At 66.2% G+C, this 22,455-nt stretch carries 21 protein-coding genes and 2 tRNA genes; 5 read left to right on the forward strand and 18 right to left on the reverse strand.

Annotated elements, in window-relative coordinates; translation table 11 throughout:
- Positions 1-27 precede the first annotated feature (27 nt).
- The 5 genes from EPO52_RS04650 to EPO52_RS04670 form a co-directional block, all read right to left on the reverse strand.
- Entirely contained in the window at positions 28-747 is a 720-nt protein-coding gene (locus tag EPO52_RS04650; RefSeq protein WP_290802635.1) for a class II aldolase/adducin family protein, read from the reverse strand.
- Entirely contained in the window at positions 744-1,499 is a 756-nt protein-coding gene (locus EPO52_RS04655; RefSeq protein WP_290802638.1) for an SDR family oxidoreductase, read from the reverse strand. The genes EPO52_RS04650 and EPO52_RS04655 overlap by 4 nt, the downstream gene beginning before the upstream one ends.
- Before the next feature lie 18 nt (positions 1,500-1,517).
- Positions 1,518-2,999: an aldehyde dehydrogenase family protein gene (locus EPO52_RS04660; RefSeq protein WP_290802642.1), complete on the reverse strand. Its 1,482-nt coding sequence runs from the start codon at positions 2,997-2,999 to the stop codon at positions 1,518-1,520.
- Positions 2,996-4,222 (reverse strand): FAD-dependent monooxygenase, encoded by a 1,227-nt coding sequence (locus EPO52_RS04665; protein ID WP_290802644.1) that lies wholly within the window; start codon positions 4,220-4,222, stop codon positions 2,996-2,998. The genes EPO52_RS04660 and EPO52_RS04665 overlap by 4 nt, the downstream gene beginning before the upstream one ends.
- A 129-nt stretch (positions 4,223-4,351) precedes the next feature.
- Entirely contained in the window at positions 4,352-5,236 is an 885-nt protein-coding gene (locus EPO52_RS04670; RefSeq protein WP_290802646.1) for an alpha/beta hydrolase, read from the reverse strand.
- Positions 5,237-5,368: 132 nt separating this feature from the next.
- Here EPO52_RS04670 and EPO52_RS04675 point away from each other — a divergent pair, with 132 nt between their 5' ends.
- A complete protein-coding gene (locus EPO52_RS04675; protein WP_290802648.1) occupies positions 5,369-6,028 on the forward strand; it encodes an MBL fold metallo-hydrolase in 660 nt (219 codons plus the stop codon).
- A gap of 21 nt (positions 6,029-6,049) precedes the next feature.
- Here the strand turns inward: EPO52_RS04675 and EPO52_RS04680 are convergent, their stop codons facing one another.
- The 3 genes from EPO52_RS04680 to EPO52_RS04690 all read right to left on the reverse strand — a co-directional run bounded on the left by EPO52_RS04680 (position 6,050) and on the right by EPO52_RS04690 (position 9,166).
- A complete protein-coding gene (locus EPO52_RS04680) occupies positions 6,050-7,762 on the reverse strand; it encodes a thiamine pyrophosphate-binding protein (RefSeq protein ID WP_290802651.1) in 1,713 nt (570 codons plus the stop codon).
- A gap of 108 nt (positions 7,763-7,870) precedes the next feature.
- Positions 7,871-8,686 carry an IclR family transcriptional regulator gene (locus EPO52_RS04685; RefSeq protein ID WP_290802653.1) on the reverse strand — a complete coding sequence of 272 codons (816 nt, stop codon included), beginning with the start codon at positions 8,684-8,686 and terminating at the stop codon, positions 7,871-7,873.
- Positions 8,687-8,797: 111 nt separating this feature from the next.
- Positions 8,798-9,166, reverse strand: a complete 369-nt coding sequence (locus EPO52_RS04690; RefSeq protein ID WP_290802656.1) for a VOC family protein — start codon at positions 9,164-9,166, stop codon at positions 8,798-8,800.
- Between the two features lie 60 nt (positions 9,167-9,226).
- Between EPO52_RS04690 and EPO52_RS04695 the strand changes: the two genes are divergently transcribed.
- A complete protein-coding gene (locus tag EPO52_RS04695; RefSeq protein ID WP_290802658.1) occupies positions 9,227-9,691 on the forward strand; it encodes a MarR family transcriptional regulator in 465 nt (154 codons plus the stop codon).
- A 272-nt stretch (positions 9,692-9,963) separates the two neighbouring features.
- On the opposite strand, the gene EPO52_RS04700 is transcribed toward EPO52_RS04695, so the two are convergent.
- The gene (locus tag EPO52_RS04700; protein ID WP_290802661.1) at positions 9,964-12,207 is read right to left on the reverse strand and encodes a CBM35 domain-containing protein; all 2,244 of its coding nucleotides are present in this window, start codon (positions 12,205-12,207) and stop codon (positions 9,964-9,966) included.
- Positions 12,208-12,583: 376 nt separating this feature from the next.
- On the opposite strand from EPO52_RS04700, the gene EPO52_RS04705 reads away from it, so the two are divergent.
- Entirely contained in the window at positions 12,584-13,450 is an 867-nt protein-coding gene (locus EPO52_RS04705) for an AraC family transcriptional regulator (protein WP_290802663.1), read from the forward strand.
- Between the two features lie 80 nt (positions 13,451-13,530).
- Here the strand turns inward: EPO52_RS04705 and EPO52_RS04710 are convergent, their stop codons facing one another.
- The 7 genes from EPO52_RS04710 to EPO52_RS04740 form a co-directional block, all read right to left on the reverse strand.
- Positions 13,531-14,313 (reverse strand): alpha/beta hydrolase, encoded by a 783-nt coding sequence (locus EPO52_RS04710; RefSeq protein WP_290802666.1) that lies wholly within the window; start codon positions 14,311-14,313, stop codon positions 13,531-13,533.
- 115 nt (positions 14,314-14,428) lie between these two features.
- The gene (locus tag EPO52_RS04715) at positions 14,429-15,109 is read right to left on the reverse strand and encodes an SDR family oxidoreductase (RefSeq protein WP_290802669.1); all 681 of its coding nucleotides are present in this window, start codon (positions 15,107-15,109) and stop codon (positions 14,429-14,431) included.
- Positions 15,106-15,939, reverse strand: coding sequence for an SDR family oxidoreductase (locus EPO52_RS04720; protein WP_290802671.1), 834 nt, complete (start codon positions 15,937-15,939; stop codon positions 15,106-15,108). The genes EPO52_RS04715 and EPO52_RS04720 overlap by 4 nt, the downstream gene beginning before the upstream one ends.
- A complete protein-coding gene (locus EPO52_RS04725; protein WP_290802674.1) occupies positions 15,936-16,748 on the reverse strand; it encodes an aldolase/citrate lyase family protein in 813 nt (270 codons plus the stop codon). Before EPO52_RS04725 ends, EPO52_RS04720 begins: the two co-directional genes overlap by 4 nt.
- Before the next feature lie 34 nt (positions 16,749-16,782).
- Positions 16,783-17,655, reverse strand: a complete 873-nt coding sequence (locus EPO52_RS04730; RefSeq protein ID WP_290802677.1) for an aldolase/citrate lyase family protein — start codon at positions 17,653-17,655, stop codon at positions 16,783-16,785.
- Entirely contained in the window at positions 17,652-18,428 is a 777-nt protein-coding gene (locus EPO52_RS04735) for an SDR family oxidoreductase (protein WP_290802680.1), read from the reverse strand. Before EPO52_RS04735 ends, EPO52_RS04730 begins: the two co-directional genes overlap by 4 nt.
- A 61-nt stretch (positions 18,429-18,489) precedes the next feature.
- Positions 18,490-19,908 carry an MFS transporter gene (locus tag EPO52_RS04740; protein WP_290802682.1) on the reverse strand — a complete coding sequence of 473 codons (1,419 nt, stop codon included), beginning with the start codon at positions 19,906-19,908 and terminating at the stop codon, positions 18,490-18,492.
- 113 nt (positions 19,909-20,021) lie between these two features.
- Here EPO52_RS04740 and EPO52_RS04745 point away from each other — a divergent pair, with 113 nt between their 5' ends.
- Both EPO52_RS04745 and EPO52_RS04750 read left to right on the forward strand, forming a co-directional pair.
- Positions 20,022-20,960 carry a LysR family transcriptional regulator gene (locus tag EPO52_RS04745; protein ID WP_290802684.1) on the forward strand — a complete coding sequence of 313 codons (939 nt, stop codon included), beginning with the start codon at positions 20,022-20,024 and terminating at the stop codon, positions 20,958-20,960.
- 43 nt (positions 20,961-21,003) lie between these two features.
- The gene (locus tag EPO52_RS04750; RefSeq protein WP_290802687.1) at positions 21,004-21,978 is read left to right on the forward strand and encodes a cyclase family protein; all 975 of its coding nucleotides are present in this window, start codon (positions 21,004-21,006) and stop codon (positions 21,976-21,978) included.
- 268 nt (positions 21,979-22,246) lie between these two features.
- On the opposite strand, the gene EPO52_RS04755 is transcribed toward EPO52_RS04750, so the two are convergent.
- Positions 22,247-22,320, reverse strand: a tRNA-Met gene (locus EPO52_RS04755).
- Positions 22,321-22,367: 47 nt separating this feature from the next.
- Positions 22,368-22,439 (reverse strand) — tRNA-Thr (locus EPO52_RS04760).
- Positions 22,440-22,455: the final 16 nt, after the last annotated feature.

Raw genomic sequence — 22,455 nt, forward strand, 5'->3', positions numbered from 1 at the left:
TCTGTCAGTCAGAACGGATTGCGCGGCTCAGCCGAGGCGGCGCACCAGGTGGTCCCAGACGGTGTGCAGCGCCTTCGGGCTGTAGATGATCTCGCGCTTGGCGAGCGCCTCCTCGTCGTCGGACCACGAGGTCGCACCGCCGAAACCCATGGTGAGCAGTTGCTGCTGCGCAGCGGCCTCGAGCAGCAGAGCCGAGACCGTGGCGGTCTGGAGGTCGGGACCCACCGTGACGATGCCGTGATTCACCAGGAACACGGCGTTCGAACCAGCGAGCGTGGCGGCCAGAGAGGCTCCCAGTTCGCGGGTGCGGATGAGGTTGGCGGTCTCGGTGAACCGCGGCACCTGCGGCGGCACGAAGTGAGTGGCGGCGTGACTCACGGGCAGCAGGTCGACGCCGGCGGCGGCCAGCGCGATCGCGTGCGGCGAGTGCGTGTGCACGACTCCACCGACATCCGGGCGCGCGGCCATGATCTCGGTGTGGATCGGGTACTCGATGTGTCGCGGCCCCTGCGACCCCTCCAGCACCTCCCCCTCGCGGGACACGAGATGAACGCGGTCTGGGCCCACCTCCGCGAGCCCGATCCCGCTCTCCTTGATCCAGATGCCGCGGCCTCCCGGGTCGCGGGCAGAACCGTGGCCCCAGATGAAGTCGCCCTGATCGGCGCCGCCGAGGATGCGCGAGGAGAGCGAGACGAGTTCGCAGAGCTCGGCGCTGGAGAGATCGGCGCTGGAGAGATCGGCGCTCACCGGTGCACCAACCCCCCGTTGACCGAGATGGTCTGGCCCGAGATGTAGCCGCTGTCGTCGGAGAGCAGGAAGGCGGCGAGGCTCGTCATGTCGTCGGGCCCCGCGGTGCGTGGAACGGCCTGGCGGGCGAGCATGGCCTCCCGCTGGGCCTCGGTGACGGTCTCGCGTGAGACCTCGGTGTAGACCGGGCCGGGTGAGAGCGTGTTCACGCGCACACCGAACCCGCCGAGCTCCTTCGACATCGAGAAGGTCATGGCCGTCACAGCGCCCTTCGAGGCGATGTAGTGCAGGTACTCCGTTCTGCCGAGCAGAACGGCATCCGACCCGATGTTCACGATGCTCGCGCGGCCCGAGGCCTTGAAGGCCTCGAGGAGCGCGGAGGTCACGAGCCACGGACCCTTGATGTTCACGGCCATGATCGCATCCCACTCCTTCTCCGGGATCTCCCAGAACGGATGCATGGCGATGGTCGAGAAGATCGCGGCGTTGTTGATGAGGCCGTCGACCCGGCCGAAACGCTCCATCGCGGTCGCGGCGAGTTCTGCGCAGGACGCCGCCGACGAGACGTCGATCGCCAGCGGCACCACCTTCTCTCCGAGTTCCGCCGCGAGAGCCTCGACGCCCGCCAGGTTGCGGTCGGCCGCGATCACGGTCGCGCCCTCCTGTGCGAGGCGTCGCACGTAGGCGGCGCCGATCCCCTGGGCGGCGCCGGTGACGACGACGACCTTGGTGTCCAGACCTTGATATGACATGTGCTTCTCTTCCTTGAGTCAGTACGCGATGTTGATCGACTTGAGCGCCGTGTAGCTGAGCAGCTCTTCCATGCTCTCCTCGCGGCCCATGCCGGAGGCCTTCACGCCGCCGTAGGGCACGTTCGGGAAGTGCTTGGAGGAGTCGTTCACCCAGACGAATCCGGCCTCCAGTTCGTGGCCGAGGCGCAGTGCGCGCGAGATGTCCTTCGTCCACACGCTCGCCGTGAGGCCGTACTCGGAGTCATTGGCGATGGACAGCGCTTCGTCTTCGTCGTCGAACGGGATGACCGAGAGCACCGGGCCGAAGATCTCCTCCCGCGCCACGGTCTTCGTCATGTCGATCCCCGTGAGCACGGTGGGCGCGATGAACAGCCCGCGCTCGAACTCGGCTCCGTCGGGCTTGCCGCCTCCGGTGACGACGGTGGCGCCCTCCGCGCGGGCGATGTCGAGGTAGTCCATCACCTTGCGGTACTGCGCCTCGTTGATCATCGTGCCCTGCCGCGAATCCGGGTCGAGCGGGTCTCCGAGCTTGTGATCGGCGAGTTTCGCTGCGATCCGCTCCACGAGTGCGTCGTGCACCGACCGCTGCACGAGCAGACGCGAGTTCGATCCGCAGCTCTGCCCCGACCAGGTGAAGTTCATCCCGGCGATGGCGCCCTGCGCCGCGGCATCGAGGTCGGCGTCGTCGAAGACGACCATGGCGTTCTTCCCGCCGAGCTCGAGCGACACCTCCTTGATCCCCGACTCCGCGGCGGCCCGCTGAATGGCCATGCCGGTGCGCTCCGAACCGATGAAGCCGATTCTGCGCACCTTCGGATGCCGCACCAGACGGTCGGGCACGGCGGGGCCGTCACCCACCACCACTTGAAACACTCCCGGCGGGAAGACCTCCCGCAGAAGTTCCCCGAGGCGCAGTGCCGAGAGCGGCGCCACCTCCGGGGGCTTCAGGATCGTCGGGTTGCCCGCGATCAGCGGGGCGAACACCTTGCCGGCGAACATCAGCGGATGGTTGAACGGCACGATGCGCACCACCACTCCCACCGGCTCCCGCACCGTCAGGTGCAGACCTGCGCTGGCCGGAACGGTGGTTCCCTTCATCTCGAGGGCGATACCCGAGAACAGACGGGCGTGCGAGACGGTGAGCCGCACGTCCAGGCGCGAATTGATGAGGGGAGAGCCCGCGTCGATGGAGTCGAGGTAGGCGAGTTCTTCCCCGTGCTCCTCGATGAGATCGGCCGCCCGGGCCACGAGGGCGGCGCGCTGCGGCACGGGCGTGAGGCGCCACTCCCGACGGGCCGCCCACGCGGCCTCGACCGCGTCGTCGACATCGCTCGGGCCGGCATCCGGAACCCGGGCGATGATGTCGCGGGTGAACGGGCTGATGCGGTCATAGCTGCGCCCCTCAGCGGCCGGCCGGAGGGCGCCCCCGATGAGCAGTCGCCACTCGCGGTCGCGCACGGCGTCGTGGTGCGTTCCAGGCCGGATCGAGAGGTCGGTCATCGTGCAGCCTCCTGTTCGCGGGACGCCGTCTCCGAGCCGGAGGCCTGGGCACCGAAGTCGTCGTCCCGGGAACGACCGTACAGCCAGTCGAGGTAGCGGTAGTCGGTGAGATCGCGTTGGTGCAGCAGCTCGTTGCGCAGAACGCGGGCGACGCCGTCGACGTGCCAGATGTCGCCCCAGACGCGGGCCGTGCGCTGCACTCGCGCCGTGCGGGGCCGGCGCACCGCGGCGAGCGCCTCGAAGGTCGCGGGCCAGTCGCCCGGTGTGCGGGCCGCGAAGACGTCGAGCGCATCGGCGTCCTCGAAGGCCTGGCAGGCGCCTTGAGCGAGGTACTGCAGCATCGGGTGTGCGGCGTCACCGATCAGACTCACGCGTCCCGCTCCCCAGTTCTCGGTGGGCTCGCGGTCGTACATCGGCCAGCGACGGTCGCGCCACAGGTGCCGCACGGCCTCCTGCACCTCGGCCGAGCACTCCGTGTACGCGGCATCCAATTCCTCGACACCGCCCCACTCCTCCTCGCCCCGCAGGAAGGCCGGAGACCGGAAGACGGCGACCATGTTGAGCATCTCGCCGCGGCGGATGGGGTACTGCACGAAGTGGCAGTGCGGGCCGAGCCAGGCAACCACATCGGCGCCGTGGCCGCCGGTCTCCGGCAGTGTGCCGCGGTAGGCGACGTAACCGGAGGCCACCGGCGCATCTCCCACGATCGAATCGCGCGTGAGCGATGCGAGACCGTCTGCAGCGAGCACGGCATCCGATCGGTGCTGGGCTCCACCCGCGAGCGTGACGACCGCCTCCGGACCGACGTCGTCGATGCGCTCCACATGGCTGTCGACCACCAGTTCGACCTGCTCCCGTTCCGCCGCCTCCAGCAGGATGGCGTGCAGGTCACTGCGGTGGATCACGACGTAGGGGGCGCCGTAACGCTCCACGAAGTCGTCGCCGAGGCTCTGCCGGGTGAGCACCTGACCGGTGATCGCGTCTTTCAGTACGAGGTTCTCCGGCCGGAAGCCCCGGGCAATCACCTCGTCGAGCAGCCCCCACTCGCGCAGGATCCGGGTGGCGTTCGGCCCGAGCTGGATGCCGGCGCCCACCTCGCCGAAGGCCGGGGCGTGTTCGAAGAGAGTGACATCGGCACCCAGACGGCGGAGTACCAGAGCGGAGGCGAGGCCGCCCATCCCCCCTCCGATGATCGTCACCCTCTGGTTTCGAAGCGTTGTCATGTACGGTGTCCTCCACTCGGCGGTGAGCATTCGGATGAGTACCGAATATGTCGATGCAATGCTCGCGCCAGGAGAATTTGCGCTCAAGGCTCTTCTGCTTTGAAGAAAAGACGAGCGGGGACTCCCGCGTCAGGTCGAAATGCGACTGCGCACGAACGCCCCGAGACTCTCGATCGCCTCGCGCCCTTCTCTCAGCACGCCCGCGAAAGTCGGGAACACGTGCACCATTCCGGCCCAGCATTCGAGGCGGACATCGACGTCGGCAGCGGCGAGCGCCCCGGCCAGACGCAGGGAGTCATCGAGCAGGATCTCTCTGGTGCCCACCTGCACGAGGGTGGGTGGGAAGTGGATGAGCGACGCACCGAGCACATCGGCATCGCGGAGCGGCCGGGCGCCGAGGTAGTCGGCGGCGCAGCGCGCGAGCCCCTCGGGTGTGAGCGACGGGTCGTCAGCCGCCTTGTCCGTCATCGACGATCCGGTCAGCGCGAGGTCGGCGAAAGGCGAGATGACGGCCAGAGCGCCAGGCAGAGCGGCCTCCGGCGAGGAGGCCCGGTCGGCGAGGAACTGCAGCGCGAGGCCGCCGCCGGCCGAGGCGCCCACGAGCGCGATCCGCCCGGCGTCCTCCCCCTGCATCACGAGCGCGTCGAACACGGCGGCCAGTTCGTCGCGGGCCGCGGGGAACGGGTGCTCCGGCGCGAGCGAGTAGTCGACCGACACCACGCGGCGCCGGCACGCACCGGCGATCCGCGCCGCCAGGGGACGGGACGCCTCCGCGGATCCGGCGATGAAGCCCCCGGCATGCACGAAGATCACGACTCCCGGCTCATCGTCCGGGCTGCTGATCTCCTGCACCGGAACGCCGCCGAGCATCATCTCTCTCGACCGGGCGGGCGCGGGGAGTGGCTGCGCGCCCGCGAGTCCCGAGAAGCGAGTGCGGAGCAGGCTCAACTCCCCGGCGAAATCGACAGGATCCGCTCGCAACATCTCGACGATGCGATCCGACTCCGTCACCATCCGCGCCTCCTCGCCACCCGCACAGCCTAGGCTGCGGCACCCGGCGATGATGAGACTTTCTCCCTGCCAGAAGTCGCTGGCAGGTGCGACGCTCGCCGACCACGCTGGAACGAACCAGCGAAGGAGCCGACAGTGAAGATCACGCGATACGGGCACGCCACCCTCCTCGTCGAGCAGGACGACACGAGGATTCTCATCGACCCGGGCAGCTTCACTCGTCCGGAGGCCTTCGAACTGACCGGTCTGGCGGCGGTGTTCACGACGCACGAGCATCCCGATCACTTCCAGCCCGAACGCCTCTCCGGTGTCGTCGAGGCGAACCCCGAGGCCCTCCTGTACGGCGCGCCCTCGGTGGTGCCGGCTGCGGCCGACGCCGGCCTGGAGATCGCCGAGCTCCGCGAAGGTGCGCCGGTGACCATCGGGCCGTTCGGTGTGGAGCCGGTCGGAACGCTGCATCAGCTGGTGCACCCGCGCATGCCGCGGATCGAGAACGTCGGGCTGGTGATCTCCGCGGGCGGTGGCCCCCGACTCTTCCACCCGGGAGACAGCTACGAGTCGGTGCCGGCCGACATCGACATCCTGGCCGTGCCTCTGTCGTCGCCCTGGGGGCGGCTCGGAGAGACGGTCGACTTCGTGACGGCCGTGGCGCCGTCCACGATCTTCCCCATCCACGATGCCCTGCTGAGTCCCGCGGGTCGTGGGCTCTTCTGGTCCTGGGTTCCCCTGCTGGTCGGCGACCACGTCACCGCGATCGACCCGGAGCCCCTGGAGTCGTTCGAGTTCAGCGGCTGATCGGCCCGGCGCGGTCCGTGCTCAGTTCGACTGTGTGAACACCCGCGAGAACTCATCGGCGTCCTGGGGCGAGTTCATCACCTCGATGAGGGCGGGTTCGTCGCGGGCGAAGGCCGTCTCGAGCGCGTGACGCAGGGCATCCGGAGTCGAGGCACGGTAGCTCGTGAGGCCGAGGCTCGCCGCGAAGGCCGCGTGGTCGATGGTGGGCTCGGTGAACAGCCAGCCGAACTCCTTCTCCGCGTCGGCCAGCGGACTGCGCGCCACACGGGCAAGAGCTCCGATGTCGCGCCAGCCACCGTTGTTCAGGATGACGAAGATCACCGGTGCGCCCAACTGCGCGGCCGCGAAGATGGCGGTCGACGAGAACATGAAGCCTCCATCACCCAGCGCGGCGACCACGCGCACGTCGGGCCGGGCGAGTTGGATGCCGATGGAGGCCGGGCCGCCCCAACCCTGAGCACTGGCCTTGCTCGAGATGCCGAAGAAGGTGTCGGTGTCGGCGATCGGCAGCAGGTCTTCGAAGAACGGCTCTCCCGACGCACAGTGGTTCACCACGATCGTGCCTTCGGGCATCGCGCGGGCGATCTCCGTGACGATACGGCCGATCGCGATCGGCGACTCGTCGAACCGGATGGCACGGATCTCCTCGTTTCGCGCGTCGCGCGCAGCATGCCTCGCCCGCGCGTCGTCGAGACCGGCGCTCCGACGAGCATCCGGTACCGGGTCGTCGACGAGGGCGGACGTGATCGCAGCGAGTGTCGGCTCGGGAAGCCCCAGCACGGCCACTTCGGGGCGGAGTTGGCGAGTGAGCAGCAGTGGATCGGCACTCAGCACCACGACGGTCGCGTCGCCGAAGTCGACGGGCGCGGTGAGGCCCGATTCGGTGAGTTCGACGCCGAGCAGGAGCACCAGGTCGCTCTCGGAGATCAGTGCGCGATTCATGCCGAGTTTGCCCACGAACTGCGGATGAGTCGTGGGAAAGCCGAGATCGGAGATCTTGTCCTCGGTCGTCACCGGTGCACCGAGCGTCTCGGCCAGGGCGACGGCCGCATCCACCGCTCCATACCGGGCCACCTCGCTGCCGACGACCAGAAGTAGCCGCTCGCTGGTGCGCAGGGCATCGGCCACGCGCGCCACGGCCTCGTCGGAGGCGCCGTAGCCCACGCGGAGGTCGGTCGGGGAGACATCCGCTGTCGTGTCGTGAGCCTGCTCGAGCCAGACGTCCATGGGGAAGGCGAGGTGCACGGGGCCGTAGGGCGGCGTGTTGGCGATCTGGAAGGCACGTTCGACGAATTCGGGGATGCGCTCGGCGCTCGGGATCTCGGCGCTCCACTTGGTGAACTGGCCGCTCATCTCGGTCACGGCGCGGGGCACCGCGGCATACTGGTCGCGGCCCTCGAGTCTGCGGCTCGACGTGGTGGTCGTGAACACCAAGGGCACACTCTCGGCCCAGGCGGTGGTGAGTGCCATCATGCCGAGGGCGGTGCCCGAGGCGTGGTAGACGTTCACGAAGGCCGCCGACCTCTTGGCACGGGCATAGCCGACGGCCATGAGGCCCAGATTGGTCTCATTCAACGCCGAGATGTAGCGCACGTCGGCGCGGTGGCGATAGAACGCCTCGGCCAGCGGGAACAGTCCGAGACCCACGATGTTGAAGGCGTCTTCGACGCCCAGGCGCACGAGGGTGCGCACGAGAAGCTCCGCACCGTCGACCGACTCCGTTGTACGACCCATTGCAGCAGCTCGCTTCCTCGAGGTTCGCGGCAACGCTAGTGCGGGCGGCGCCACCGTCTCGAGCGCATTCTGCTCAACAGAACACCACGCAACGCTGGCGCACCCGTCTCACGGCCGTTCCGCCACCCCCGGCCGGTCGAGCGTGGTGCCTTTGAGAGCGTCGGTCATGTCGTCGCGAGCGGCGAACATCAGCTCGAGGCGATCGGGGGCGAGGAGCCGGTCGAGCCGCCCGACGGGGGTGGCCACCGAGAACGAGGCGATCGGCGAGCCGGCCGGGGTGAGCACGGGAATGCCGATGGCTCCGACTCCCGTCTCGGTCTCTTCGCGATTGATCGCGTAGCCGCGGCGACGGATGGCCGCCATGTCGGCCACCAGCAGCGCGAAGTCGGCGTCGTTGAGTGCGTCGCCCCCGAGCTCGGCGCTCTTGCCGCGGTACAGTCGCTCGAGCTGAGAGAGCGGCTCGAAGGCGAGCAGAACCTTGCCACCGGAGGCCGAGCGGGCGGGCAGCACCGAGCCGGTGCGGTCGCCGACACGGAGCAGGGTGCTCGACTCGATCGAGGTGAGGAACCGGGCGCTGACGCCCACCCGGACGATCAGGTTGACGGTCTCGGCGATGCGCGAGCTCAGGATCTCGAGGGTCGGCTCGACCGCCACGCGCAGCGTCCTGGTCCACGACGATCCGATCGCGCTCGCGCCGAGCGCCGGACCGGCGGAGTAGTGCCGCGAGTCGTCGCGGATCGCGAAACCGCGGTAGACCAGCATCGCCATCAGCCGGTGCGCCGTGGACGGAGCCACTCCGAGCGCGGTGGCGACATCCGTGATGCGCACCTCACCCTCATCGCGCATCATCTGCAGGATGCGCAGCGCATTGTCGACCGACTCGATCGGGTAAGGCGGCTTCTGCTGGATCGGATTTTTCTTCACAGTGGAAGACTATTGATCAGGAGCGGGCGGGGCAATGCGCTGAACCCGAACTGATCGACGAACCGCCGCTCCGGCCGGTGCGCGGCGGGCGAGATCACCAGCGCGCGTGGCTCAGGCGCGGTCGTGGAGGGTGATCTGATAGCCGTCGGGGTCGGCGAAGGTGAACGTGCGGCCGAAGGGTCCGTCGATCGGCGCCGAGACGATCGTCTTGCCGTCGGCGACGAGCGCGTCATGGATGGCCTGCACGTCCGTGGCGTGCAACCAGATGGCCGCCCCGATTCCGGGCTGCGGGGTGCCCGCGATGTCGGTTCCGAGGATGACATCCCGGAGCGCGAACGCGATCGGGGTCGTCTCGAAGACGACGGCGTGAGGCGGCCCGGACTGCGAACGCACGAGGCCGAGGTAGTGCTCGTAGAACGCCTGCGATGCGGCGAGGTCGGTGGCTTGGAGGTTGATGAAATCGGGGCCGGTGACAGCCATGTGATGCTCCGTTCGTATGTCAGCTTGTTGACACGCACCAATCTATGTCAAACTACTGACATGAGTCAAGCGGCTGAGGGTGTCGACCTGGAGACGTCTCTGGGGTACCGGTTGAAGGAGGCCGCCAGCGCGCTCCGCGGCGCCATGGAGGCCGCTCTCCGCCCCCTCGGGATGACGGTGACCCACTATTCGTGCCTCGAGCTCCTGTCGCAGCGACCTGGCCTGTCGAACTCGGACCTGGCACGCGGCACGTTCGTCACACGGCAATCGATGAACGTTCTCCTGCAGTCGCTGGAACGGGACGGATATGTGAGCCGCCCCGCTCGCGCGCCCGTCGGCAAGGCCCTGCCGACCAGTCTCACCGCCGCTGGGCGAGAGAGTCTCGCCCAGGCGACGGTTGCCGTCAGGGCCGTCGAGAAGAAGATGCTCTCAGGGCTGTCCGACCAGGACCAGGCGACGACCCGACGCATCCTGTCGACCATCATCAGCTCTCTGAACGAGCCCGAGGCCGACCCGGGCGCGTGAATCACAGCGGCGGGCTCACCCGCCGGCCAGGTTCAGATGCATGCTGATGCACGTCCCGCAAACGTCCTTGTTCGAACGTGCGCGGCATCGCACGTGTGCGGCATCGCACGCGAATCGGAGTGAGGTCCGATTCGGCTCGCTGTCTCGGCTCGGGCGGGCAAGAATTGCTGCCCAGCAAGGATTTTTCTGGGGGGCGGATCGGGTCGCCGCGCTGGGCGTGATGACCCGATCCGCCCCCGAGCGCCGCGGGATGCGCGGCGCTCCTGAGTGGCTCAGCGCACGACGGCGACCGCCGGGCTCGAGAGCTGGAGGTAGTCGAGTTCGGCGTAGTTCTGATTGGCGAGGTGACTGATCGTGATGGTGTTGTCTCCCGCGCCCAGCTGCACCTGGGTGGCCCAGACGGGGAAGGACCCGCCGTTACCGCCCCACGCGCCGGTCACCGGGAGGGTGACGTTCGACGACGAGCCGCCGTTCACCGACAGCCCCATGACCGTGCTCACCGAGTTGTTCTGGGTGAACGTGCCCGCGTTGGTGAAGCCCAGTGCGAGCCGATAGGTGCCCGCCGTGGGGACGTTGACCCCGAACCGCACGGAGCTGTCGGTGTAGTCGAGCCCGCCGACGTACTGACCGCCCGAGGCGTTCGACGACGAGTACGTCGTGCCGTGAGTCACCGTGGCCGCCTCGGCCTCCGTGCGCGCGACGTAGCTTGCGGCCGCTGGGTTGGCAGGAGCGGTCCAGGCCGGCACGCTCGCCGTGGTGGATACCGTGATCGAGTCCAGCTCGGCGTATCCGGTGGCTCCCGCGAACGATGGCGACCCCTTGGCGATGCGGATCATGTTGTACCCGGCCTTGAGGTTCAGGGTCGGCCCGTTCACCGAGGCGAACTTGCCTGTCTCGCCCCAGCCGCCCGTGGCGGGATAGCTGACCGTCGACCAGGCGCCGCCGTTGTAGGCGATGCCCTGCGTGGAGGTGCCGCTCGTGCCGTTGGCGTAGCGGATCGACAGGGAGTAGTCACCGGCGACAGGAGCGTTGACCAGGAAGTCGACGAAGCTGTCGTTGCGCACGTCACCCGAGTTGTCGAGTCCGCCGACGTAGGAACCGTTGGACGCGCTGGCGGACTGCCGGCGCTGCCCGTACACGACCGTCGCGTTCTCGGCCTCGTAGGTCTGCTGGTACGACGTGACCGGACCGGAGGCGGGGGTGACGAGGATCTGGTAAGCGCCCCCGGGGTCCTGCGCCGTCAGCGGTACGGTCACCACACCGTTCGTGACGGAAAGGGTGCCCGACCAGATCGTGGTGGGCGCCGAGACGTTCGCCAGCCGGCCCGAGTCGGGCGTGTAGTTGATCGTCGCCTGCACGGTGGAGCCGAAGCCGGTGAGGTTCTTGATCGCCACGGTGTTGTTGCCCGTCGCGCCGCCCACGATCGTGTTCAGGATCTTGCGGGTGCCGTCGAGCGAGGCGACGCCGTCCTGCACGCCGTTCTGTGTGACCGACACGATGTTCCCCGTCATGTCGCCGTACCACTTGTAGAGCCAGTAGGTGCCTGTCGGCTGCCCGTTGTAGAGCAGGCCGTCGACCGTTCCCGACTCGAACCAGTAGGCGCGCTCGGCATCACGGACGTCGGTCTGGCGCTCGAAGGTGGAGATGTAGCGCAGGGATGACGACGGCACGTCGACCTGATCGGGCCAGGCGTACTCGTTGATCGACACCTGCCGGGGCGAGATGCCGAGCTGGGACTCGATGCTGCGCAGATCGGCGAGCTGGCCGGGCAGCGAGTCGGCACTCCACTGGTGCCAGCTGATCACGTCGGGGACGGTGTTGGAGTTCTTGGCCGCGGTGAGGAAGTTGAGCATCCAGTCGTGGTTGTAGCTCTGGGTGCTCGGCCCCACGATCGGTGTGACCGTGTCGAGTTTGCGAACCTCCGCGTAGATCCGGGCCCAGCCGTCGGTGAACGAGCCGGCGGCCGACGTGTTCCACGTGCCGTCGGGTTCGTTCCAGAGCTCCCAGCCGTTGATGTTCGTGGTGCTGGTGGCGTCGAGCCGCGCCTGCACCATCGTGCGCACCTTGCCGAGGTAGTCGTCCCAGCTCACCCATTTGTAGGGCCAGTCGGGGTAGACATCGGGCATGCGGATGGTCTGCTGGGCGCCGACCGACGTCGCGCTGCCGGCCACCTTCAGGGCGTCACCCGACGGCGAGGTCGCACCGTTGCCGAGCTGCTGCACCCCGGGGGCGGGTTGGGTCAGCTGATTCAGGCGCAGCGGGGCGAGCAGAGAGGCATCCGGTGTGGTCGCCGAGCCGAGGGCATACAGTCCGCCGCTGGCCACGTGCGTGACCGGTCGGATGACGGTACCGGCGTCGATGCTCAGGGTGTTGCCGCCCGATGCGTCGGCGAACGCCGCCGACGGAGCGACCGAGGTTCCCACCGCGGCGGCCGCCAGCAGCGCGATCAGAGCGACGGCGCGCTTTCGGGTTGCGAGCCCTCGGAGGCCGCTCGGCGGGGTCGATGTCGATGTCATCAATGCTCCTTTGCATCGGGTGATCATTTTGTACCTAGGGTTGTACTGTCGAACCGGTTCGACAATACCCAATTGTAGTGGGCGGTGCGGTTCGCCACAATCCAGCCAGCCGTGCAAACGGCCGAGCGACCAGTCCCGCACCGTCGGGCGCATGCGAACACCGCGATCACGAAACCCTCTCCTCACAGGAGCGGAGCCACCGCGTCGGGCCGGGTTCTGGGCAAGGGTCTGCGCGCAGAGGGCGCCCACCACGGTCGTGACAAGGATGAGCGAGGTGCGTCGGCGGTGCGGTGGAGCACAAGGGCGATCCGATCGGACCGCGATAGTAGGGTGCGGATCGTGACGACCCGGAAGTGTGGGTGTCGAAGGAGGCGGCATGATCGCGGAGCTGAACAGACTGGTCGAACTGGTCGAAGGTCGTCTGGACGACGACCTCGACGTTGCATCCCTGGCGAAGGAACTCGGCACGACGGAGTACCACCTCCGGCGGATGTTCTCGTCGCTCGCTGGGATGCCGCTGTCGGATTACATCCGGCGTCGCCGCATGTCCGTCGCGGCAGCAGACATTCTCGGAACCGACGACCTGCTGAGCATCGCGGTGCGCTACGGCTACGGATCGACCGAAGCCTTCGGCCGAGCATTCCGATCGGTGCACGGCGTCAGCGTCGGCGACGTCAAGCGAGACGGCGGCCCCCTTCGAACGCAACCGCAGCTCAGGTTCCGCCTGACCGTAGAAGGGAACATCACCATGGACACCCGAATCACCGATCGACCGGCGTTCCTCCTCGTCGGCCACGCCACCCGCGTGCCCCTCATCCACGAGGGCGTGAACCCGCACATCCAATCCCATATAGCCTCCCTGCCGGCGGCGGAACACGAACGACTCAAAGCCCTGAGCGACACCGAGCCGGCCGGCCTCCTCCAGGTCAGCGCCGACGTCGACGCGGACTACGCCGAGGGAAGCGAACTGACCTACCTGCACGGAGTCGCCGTCACGGGCACGGCCCCAGTGGCCGACGATCTCGACACGATCGAGGTTCCGGCCGGCAGGTGGGCGGTGTTCCACAGCGAGGGCGAGTACCCGGCTGCACTACAGGAGGCATGGGCTGCGACCGCGACCGATTGGTTCCCGTCGAACCCGTGGCGACTCCGGCCTGGGCCGTCCATCGTCGCGGTACTCGACCGCGCCGACGACTTCAGCACGGCCACCTGCGAGCTCTGGCTCCCCGTCGAGCGCGCGTAGAGGCGGTGCCATCGTTCGCTGAAATTGTGACGCGCGCAGCGCGCGGCTCCAAGGAGCGAGCGGTGGCTTTTCTCCTCGGTCTAGTCCCGCGCGCTGGCCACGAGCCCCTCAGCGAGCACGCTGGGGGCGCTGAACATGAGTTCGTGCCCTCCGGGCACGACGACGAGGCGAAAATCTCCTAGCCGTTGGGACATTCCGGGGTGCCAGGTGAATTCGGCCGCCGGATACACGTTGTCCTCGTAGGCATAGAGGTAGGAGCGTGGGACGGGCAGTTCGTCGAAGCCGGTGAGGTCGACGGGCTGGCTGCTACGCGCCAGCGGCTCGGGGCACAGGAATTCATACGCGGCTTGAGCGGTGGCGGTGTCGGCGTCGTTGATGAGGTGGTCGCGCCAGAATCCGTAGGGCAGCGCCATCGTGCCGTCCGCATTGGCGGCGCCGGCGAGAGCTCCTCCGACTGAAGGGGGAACGTAGGAGAAGATCGATGCACCGTTTTCGAGCACATATGCGTTGTAGAAAACGATGCGGCGAAGACGATCCGGTACCTGGAGCGCGGCGAGTTGCACGACTGCGCCGCCGAAGCTGTGTCCGACGATGACGACGTCGTGGAGATCATTGTTTCGGATGAGGTCGACCACTGCGGCCGCGGTTTGTTCCATCGTGACGCTCGGGTCTGAGAGCGTGCCGTTTCCGGGCAGGGTGAGCGAGTGAACCTCGTGACCGCTGGATTCGAGGAGGGTAGCGGTCTGGTCCCAACACCGGCCGTCGTGCCATGAGCCGTGCACGAGGACGAATCGTAAGTGATCCTTCGACTCGGCTGGGGAATCGAGTGTTTCTTCCGTCGGATTGCTTGTGGGGTGGGTCACGAGACGTCCTTGTCTTTGAGGGTTCACCATTCGGTGCTAAAAGGACCATAAATCCGAAGCGCGAACTGCTGGTTCGCCTGCATCGAATAGGGCTTCGACAGTTCGGAAGCTGAGGCTAGAGCGAACTTCGCATAAGGATTGCTTCGACTGGGTTCGGGCCGGCGGCGAGGATGTTCTTGGACCACAAGACCGACATTGCGGAGTGCCGGTCCTCGCTGAGCGCACCGTCCACGTCGAATTCGGCTCCGCTGATGTATCCGGCGTCTTCGGACACGAGGAAGGCTGCACATTCGGCGACATCTCCGGGGCGGGTGAACACTCCCCTGTCCCGGATCAGTGGGATCGAGGGGAGAGCTTCGACACTTTCGGCGTCAGTTTCATAGATTCCGGGAAGTATGACGTTCGAACGCAAGCCTCGATCTCCGTACTTGACGACCACGGCTCGCGAGAAGCCCTTGAGAGCGCCGATGGCAGCGCTGGTGGCCTCGAGTCCACCGTGGAGAGTCTGACCGGCGGATGGCGCGATGAGCGTGATGGATCGGGAACGCGTCTCATCCAGCGAGATGGAATGCAGGAGGGCGCCTGCCCGGTCGAGGATCTCCCTCACGTAGGTACCCACGTCGAGTGGGCGCAGCCCGTATTCGCGAGGAGAGCCGGCGATGAAGATGCCGGCGTTGGATCCTTGGTCTGCTGCGACCAGACGTGCTCCGTCTCGCTGAAGGACACGGACGATTTCGTCTTCGACAGCGCCTGTCGGCGCCACCACGGTGACGGTGGTTTCGGCGAATGCGGTCATCCGTGCGTGCTCGTTTTTTTCAGGTCGAAGAGACCGATCTCCGTGGTGTAGTCCTGAATCGTGGTGGGGAAGCGGACGGATTTGCCCCCGTCGATGGTGATCTCTGCGCCAGTGATGTGGGAGGCCCGGTCGGAGACAAGGAACGTGACGAGCGCAGCAACATCTGAAGGTGTACCGGCGCGGCTAGGCTGCCCTGGTCGCGCCAGCGGCACCTTTCCCATGAGGTGGTCGGGTAGTCCTTGGGTGAGGGCGGTGGCGACGAGGCCAGGGAAGACGGTGTTGACTCTGATCCCGTACCGTCCGAGTTCGACCGCTCCAGATTTGCTGATCCCTCGCAGCCCGAACTTTGCAGCCACGTACGAGATGAGGCCGACATCGGCTTCGCGGCCTTGGAGAGACGAGATGTTGACGATGGCCCCTCTACCGGCTCGCTTCATCCCGGGGACGACTGCGCGCATCCCCAGGAGGGGGCCATGAAGGTTGACTGCCAGCGATCGGTTCCAGTCGGATTCGCTGAAACCCTCGATGAAGCCACCGCCATGAATCCCGGCATTGTTCACGAGTGCGGTGACGGGACCCAGGAAGGTCTCGGCATGGCTGATCGCGTTGCCCCACGCTGCTTCATCGGCGACGTCGAGTTCGCAGAAGGTGGCGTGTTCGCCGAGGGAGGCGGCCAGTTGCTCCCCTCCCCGGGCATCTATGTCGGTGAGCAGCACCCGTGCCCCTGCGGCGATGAGGCGCGTGGCCGTCGCTGCTCCGATGCCCGATGCGGCTCCTGTCACCACGACCACTTCGTCGGCGAGAGCGTCGCCGGCTCCAGCGGACATCATCCGTGGGACGCTGTTGCGGGGGTGCCGGCCATTCTGACCTCGGCGAGTGCTCGACTCAGTGCGCTGAACACGACGCCGCGGTCTCCCGCCACAGTCACGATCCTGGCACCTGACTCGTTGAGAGCTCCGAATTCCCACTCGAGTGACGCGGCGACGTATTCGATGCCAGCGGCCTTGCACGCTTCCGCGACGCGGTCGTGATGTGCACGAAGTTGTGGGTGGGACACGTCACCGTCGAGGCCGAGTGCCATACCCAGGTCGAATGGCCCATAGACCAGTCCGTCGAGGCCGCCATCCCGGGCGATCGCTTCGACACTGACGAGTCCTTCGATGTCTTCGATGAGGCCGAAGACGAGCACGTCGGCGTCGGCACGCGTGTAGTCCTCTGTCCAGTCGGTGGTGATGTGTCCGACGGAGCGCACCGAGGGGCAGGCTCCGCGGATACCGAGGGGGCTGTATCGCACGCTTGCCGCGATGGCTTTGGCCTCGTCGACGGTTCGGACGTGCGGCACCATGATTCCCGTTGCCCCGAGGTCCAGAACGCGCTGGATGAAGGACGGCTCATGGTCAGCAACGCGGACGATTGAGTCCATCCCGGCGGCGTCGGCGCCGCGGATGAGTTCGCGGATCTCGGAGAGCCCGAGCGAGCCGTGTTCCGCGTCGATCCACGCGTAGTCGTATCCCAACGCTCCCGCGATCTCGACGAGATCGGGGCTGGGGAGCTGGACGGCGAATCCGTAGGCGCGTTCGCCGGCTTCGAGTTTGTTGCGGATGTTGCGAGGACGAACCTTCATCTGTATGACCACCATTCGTGGGTTGGGGGGGAGTGTCGTGCGGTGCTGGTCATCGTCCGACCGCGCGTCGTTGTTCAGGTGTGAGTGGGGCCCCACCGAGCGCCGAAGGGCCGAGGGTGAAGAAAGCCCGGGCACCCTTGGCGAAGTCGCTTTCGAGATCCGAGTACTGATTGACGCCGACCGGGAGTCCGAACTCTTTCCCGGCGGAGAGGATCGCATCGAGACCGTCTTGAGTTCGCGAGGGGTCGGCATAGGAAAGCGACAGGTCGCCGCCGCCGGCCCAGAGAATGGCTTTCACACCCGCGTCGCTGAGTTGACGAGCGATGTCGCGGACGTTGTCGACACCGCGGTAGCTCTCAATGATGAAGATGAGGAGCAGCTCACCGTCAGGGTCGAGCCCCCACACATCAGACTTCGCCACGTACTCCATCGCGTCGAGCCCCCAGTAGCGGGCCGGCACGGCCGGACTGAATCCGCGTCTGCCCTCAGGGAGGTAGTCCGGCGAGCCGGGAGCCTGCGCGTAACGTGCAGCCGCGACAGAGTTCAGCGCTTGTTCTGCGGTCTCGATGTGGGGAAACATCAGCCCCGCCACACCGGTGTCGAGAACCTGCTTGATGACCCACTCGTTCATCTCACGGCCGGCCGGTGGGAGGCGCGGGATGACCGGTTTGATCGCGCGGCGTCCGTGCGCGGCGAAGTCCGCGGGGTCGATCAGATTCCACAGGAATTGCCGGAGCTGGCCAAGATCGTACGGCTGGTGTTCGAGGTCATAGAGCAGGAAGTCGTAGTCGCTTGCCTGTGCCGAGGCGGCGGTCTGGTAGTCGGCTCCGACTCCGTAGTAGTTGACCCAGAGCGTGAATATCGCCCGGTCGGCCTCGAGGTGATCCAGCAGCGGATTCAGGTGGCCCTCGACGTGGGTCATATTGCGGAGACCCGATGTGCTCCGCCGTCGACGCTCAGCAGCTCGCCCGTGACGTACCGCGAGAGGTCGGTTGCGAAGAACTCGATCGCGCCCACCATGTCATCGGGTGTTCCGAGGCGCCGCAGCGGGACTTTCTCGTCCTGGTCTCCCGTGCCGATACCGCGGGCCTTGGCTGTGGCGATCACGCGCCCTGTCCGGATCAGACCCGGTGCCACCGCGTTCACCCGGACACCGTCGGGACCCAATTCGACCGCGAGTGACTCGGTCATCGAGACGACGGCGGCTTTGGCAGCGACGTAGATCGCATACGAACCGTTCTTGCTGCCGAACAGGCCGAAGGTTGCGATGTTGATGATCGATCCACCTGGTTTGGTGATGACCGGCGCAGCCTCCTGGCACATGTAGAACGTGCTGTAGAAGTTGGCATCCATCAGCTTTTTGGTGTCCTCGTCGGGTGACTGGGTGAGCGTGCTGCGCTCGGGCGGGGTGATCGCTCCGCCGGCGTTGTTGACCAGAATGTCGAGCCGGCCGAAAGAGTCGATGGCCGCGCCGACGGCTGCCTTGGCTGCGTCACGGGTCGACAGGTCCCCCTGAACACTGACAGCGCTCCGGCCAATGGCACGGATCTCGGCCTCGACCGACTCTTCGACTTCTCCCCACCCTTTCCCCGATTCGAGGTTGATGTCGGCGATGACGATGTCGGCACCGAGCTTCGCGAGGTGGTGGGCGTAAGCCCGGCCCATTCCCGCGGCACTCCCGGTGACCAAGGCCACCTTGCCGGCGAGTGGCTGGTGTGTGGATGTCATGATGGTGCTCCGTTTCTCGGTGGATCTGTCAATTGCCAGCAGGGGCCGCAGCGAGGGACTGAACCTCAGCTTTCTCTGCCTTGAGCTTCAGGTGGGCGGTTCGTATACCGATCACGGGCCCGAATAGCACGATGACGCCCATCACAACCGCGACGATTGCGAGGTACACGAACACGCCTTGGACGGCGAACGCGGCGATGACGGCGGCGAGGATGATCCCACTGAAGATGCCGGCCACACGGCCTACACCGTTCGCGAAGCCGGCTCCGACGCCGCGAACCGAGACAGGGAACATCTCCGGCACGTAGGCGTACATCGTGGCGGACACGACCTGCGACAGCATGTTTGCGAGGAATCCGGCGATCAGCAGCACAGGTACCGAATCCACGAAACCGATCGTCAAGTAGCTCACGGCCATGAGGACGACGGCCAGCGCGATGCTGACCTTCCGCTCGATCCGGTCGATGAAAAGAAGGGCGACGAGAGCGCCGGCCATGGTGGCGAACGAGAGGATGAAGGAGAACGTCAGAGCGTCCGTCTGGGGGTAGCCCCGCTCGATCAGAATCGTCGGCAGCCAGGACGCGAACCCGTAGTTCAGCAGAATGAGGCAGCAGAACGCCAGCGTGGCGACGATGGTGCGGGCGATGAGATTCCTGCGGAAGATGTCGAGGATGGAACTCTTCTTTCCGGCCGCCGCGGCAGGCGCGATCTGGAGTCCTGGCAGCGGGCCGCGCTTCGCTTCGTACTGCGACTCATAGATGCGCAGTTGGGCGTCTGCCAGGTCGCCACGACCCTTGATTGCCAGCCAGCGGGGAGACTCAGGCAGGTACTTCAGAGCGAACGCCGCCGGGATCAACCCGAGCCCACCCACGATGAAGACGACATGCCACATGCCCAGCGGTACGAAGATGCGTCCGACCAGCGCGATGATGGGGCCACCGATGAGACTGACGCCGAGCACCAGCGCCATGACTCGCCCACGAAAGGGCTTCGGGAAGGTCTCCGACACCGTGACCAGGATCGCGCCGGTGGCCATTTGAAGTCCGAAGCCCGTGAACAGACGCAGACCCCCGAGGATCTCAGGGGTGGGCGCGAGTGCGCTGGCGAGCGAGGCCAGCGAGAAGATCACCACGCCGACCAGCACGAGTGGCCGCCGACCGAAGCGGTCGGCGAGCCGACCTCCGATCACACCGCCGAGGAACATGCCGATGAAGGCAGTCGAGGTCAGCAGGCCGATCTGCTCGACGCTGACCCCCCAGTCGGCAATCAGGCCGGGGGCGACGTAGGAGAAGGATGCGAGATCGATGATGTCGAAGGTGAAGACGGAGATGAGGAGCACGATCAGCACAATGTGCTTGCGGGTGAGCGCGGGAATGCGGTCGAGTCGTGCGGTGATCTCCTCCGCGCTGAAAGATCTGCCGACGGCGAGATGAGGTGCTTGAGCCACGAGACTTCCTTGTCTTTAGGGGTTTAGCATGAACAGCTATCAATGGACGATAGATCCGAAGAAAGACAGCTCGCTTCGGCCCTGCAGAACGTCACTTCGGCGGATTGGAACTCATGCAGTTCACTCACTTGGAAACATTTCTCGCCGTCGTCGAGCACAAGTCGTTCGCGTCAGCCGCCAAGAGCATGTTCATCGCTCCGTCCCGAGTCACGGAGCGAGTGCAGCAACTCGAAGCGGAGCTGAACACCACGCTCATTGACCGATCAAGCCGCCAATTGGCGCCCACCCAAGCCGGACTCGCCCTCATCCCACGGGCTCGAGCTGTCGTTCGAGAACTCGAAACCATTCGCATGCTGTTTCCTGAAGACCCGGCGCCTCGGCTCCGAGTTGGCATGCGTTCACTTCCGATGGAGCTCCTCGAGGAACTGAAGTCGGCTCTCGAGTCGGCCATCGGAGGGCGGGCTGTCGACACACTGCCGCTGGACTCGATCACGCAAGTCCAGCTCCTGTTGACCGGGCGTCTGGACTATGGGTTCGTGTGGGTACCCCCTCAACCTCCGCTGCACTCGCTTCGAGTCATCACCGAAAGTCTTGCCGTGGTGGTCCCGGCCAATCGGAAGTTCTCTTCGCTCGAGCGGATAGCCCCCGAGGATCTGGCCGGTTTGAAGCTGGCCTCTACAGTCGACCCTCTCACCGTCCCGGCCGACCTCGGGCCTTACCTCGATTACTTGCCACGCTGCGATCGAGTCAATAGCGCTGTCCTCGGGGGTACCCACCTCTTGGTCTCAAGCGGAGAACATTGCGCATTCGTCCCGACCAACTCCAACGAGCACTTTCTGCTGTCGCCTGAGACCCGGCGGAACATCCTGATCAAACCTCTTCTCGAGCCCGTTCCCGTCTTGACGACCTATCTCGCCTGGCATCGAGAGTTGGAGGAGACCGCTACTTTCCAGGCGGTCGTCGATGCTGTGACTCGTGTTTTCGACTTGCGACCCATCATCGGAAATACCGCGATTCCGACCGAACATTCTGTTTTCACGAACGGCAGTTGACGGGTCCCGTTTACCGTTGGAGTCACGATCCAATGGAGGAACTGTGGCCACAACATCCGGTCTGACGACAAGCGCGGTCGAGCGCTATTTCGACGAACTTTCCAACTGGGGCCGGTGGGGCCGGGATGACAGAAAAGGCACCCTCAACCTGATCACACCCGAAGTCCGCCGACAGGCCCTCGCAAGCGTTCGCGCTGGACTCGCCGTGTCACTCTCCCGCGACCTGGACCCGTCGAACCCCGACCCAGTGCACTCAGGAATCGCAGCCCTTGAACGCACGACCCACGCCGGCGAGGTGAAACGATCCTTTGGTGACGGCATCCGCTGGGATGCAGCAGGCGAGGACATCCACGTCTCCCCCCACGGCGGGAACGCCCACCTCGACGGCCTCGCCCACTATTCCTGGGACGGAAAGAACTACAACGGCTTCCCGGCCGATGCAACCACCGCTGAGGACGGCGCGACGAAGCTGGCCGTGCACCACGCTGCCGAAGGCATCATCACCCGCGGCGTGCTCCTCGACATCGCGGGACTGTTCGGCGTCGAATTCGTCGAACGCGGCTACGCGATCACTCCCTCCGACCTGGAGGCTGCCGAGAAGCGACAAGGTGTCACGGTGGGATCCGGCGACGCTCTTCTCATCCACACCGGGAACGCGGCGGCGATCATCGCCGACGGGCCCCTCTACCTTGGTGAGAGCAAAGGACCCCTGGACGGCGTGCAGACCGGCCTCGACGCATCAGCGCTCCCCTACCTCCGGGAACGCGACATCGCCATCATGGGCGCTGACGGGACTCACGACGTACAGCCGCCGCAATTCTCCGATTTCAACTTCGCCCGCCCCATCCACAGCGTCAGCCTCGTGGCCATCGGCCTCTGGCTCATGGACAACCTCGATCTCACGGGCCTCACCGCCGAATGCACCAAATCCGAGCAGTGGGATTTTCTCTTCACCGCGCTGCCGTGGAGATTCGTGGGATCAACATCCAGCCCCCTCAACCCCGTAGCGGTGCTCTGACGGCACCAGCTTCGGCTCCCTGCCGGATTCAGCGGCAGGCATCACCCGATTCAGCGTCCAGTGTTTCAGCCACTTTGAGGCGTCGAACGATAGGGAGACTTGCACGGGGAGAGGCGACGAATGGTTAGGTCCCAAGAAATCTGAGCCACGTGGCGCAGACGCGTACCTTCTCCCCGTGCAACACCGCACCAAGCAGGAGGTCCCACCCCGTTGTGCCTTTTCGACACAAGCAAAAACCCCCAAGATGGCGAGATCTTGGGGGTTTTCGTAGCGGGAGCGGGACTTGAACCCGCGACCCCACGATTATGAGCCGTGTGCTCTAACCAACTGAGCTATCCCGCCATGACTCCTGCGGCGCGACCCGAAGGCCGCCGCCGGCCGGAAGCCGGAGCCCCCTGTGGGAATCGGACCCACTACCTCTTCCTTACCAAGGAAGTGCTCTACCAATGAGCTAAGGGGGCGCGCACAGCCGCGAAC

It is taken from the genome of Herbiconiux sp. (assembly GCF_004297105.1).
Lineage (GTDB): Bacteria > Actinomycetota > Actinomycetes > Actinomycetales > Microbacteriaceae > Herbiconiux.

Bases quoted from the DNA above. Each gene is read 5' to 3' on its own strand.
- EPO52_RS04695 (WP_290802658.1), top strand. From the start codon at position 9,227: ATGAGTCAAGCGGCTGAGGGTGTCGACCTGGAGACGTCTCTGGGGTAC.
- EPO52_RS04720 (WP_290802671.1), bottom strand. From the start codon at position 15,939: ATGATGTCCGCTGGAGCCGGCGACGCTCTCGCCGACGAAGTGGTCGTG.
- EPO52_RS04705 (WP_290802663.1), top strand. From the start codon at position 12,584: ATGATCGCGGAGCTGAACAGACTGGTCGAACTGGTCGAAGGTCGTCTG.
- EPO52_RS04730 (WP_290802677.1), bottom strand. From the start codon at position 17,655: ATGACCCACGTCGAGGGCCACCTGAATCCGCTGCTGGATCACCTCGAG.
- EPO52_RS04715 (WP_290802669.1), bottom strand. From the start codon at position 15,109: ATGACCGCATTCGCCGAAACCACCGTCACCGTGGTGGCGCCGACAGGC.
- EPO52_RS04665 (WP_290802644.1), bottom strand. From the start codon at position 4,222: ATGACAACGCTTCGAAACCAGAGGGTGACGATCATCGGAGGGGGGATG.
- EPO52_RS04700 (WP_290802661.1), bottom strand. From the start codon at position 12,207: ATGACATCGACATCGACCCCGCCGAGCGGCCTCCGAGGGCTCGCAACC.
- EPO52_RS04690 (WP_290802656.1), bottom strand. From the start codon at position 9,166: ATGGCTGTCACCGGCCCCGATTTCATCAACCTCCAAGCCACCGACCTC.
- EPO52_RS04670 (WP_290802646.1), bottom strand. From the start codon at position 5,236: ATGGTGACGGAGTCGGATCGCATCGTCGAGATGTTGCGAGCGGATCCT.
- EPO52_RS04745 (WP_290802684.1), top strand. From the start codon at position 20,022: ATGCAGTTCACTCACTTGGAAACATTTCTCGCCGTCGTCGAGCACAAG.
- EPO52_RS04660 (WP_290802642.1), bottom strand. From the start codon at position 2,999: ATGACCGACCTCTCGATCCGGCCTGGAACGCACCACGACGCCGTGCGC.
- EPO52_RS04725 (WP_290802674.1), bottom strand. From the start codon at position 16,748: ATGGTGGTCATACAGATGAAGGTTCGTCCTCGCAACATCCGCAACAAA.
- EPO52_RS04680 (WP_290802651.1), bottom strand. From the start codon at position 7,762: ATGGGTCGTACAACGGAGTCGGTCGACGGTGCGGAGCTTCTCGTGCGC.
- EPO52_RS04655 (WP_290802638.1), bottom strand. From the start codon at position 1,499: ATGTCATATCAAGGTCTGGACACCAAGGTCGTCGTCGTCACCGGCGCC.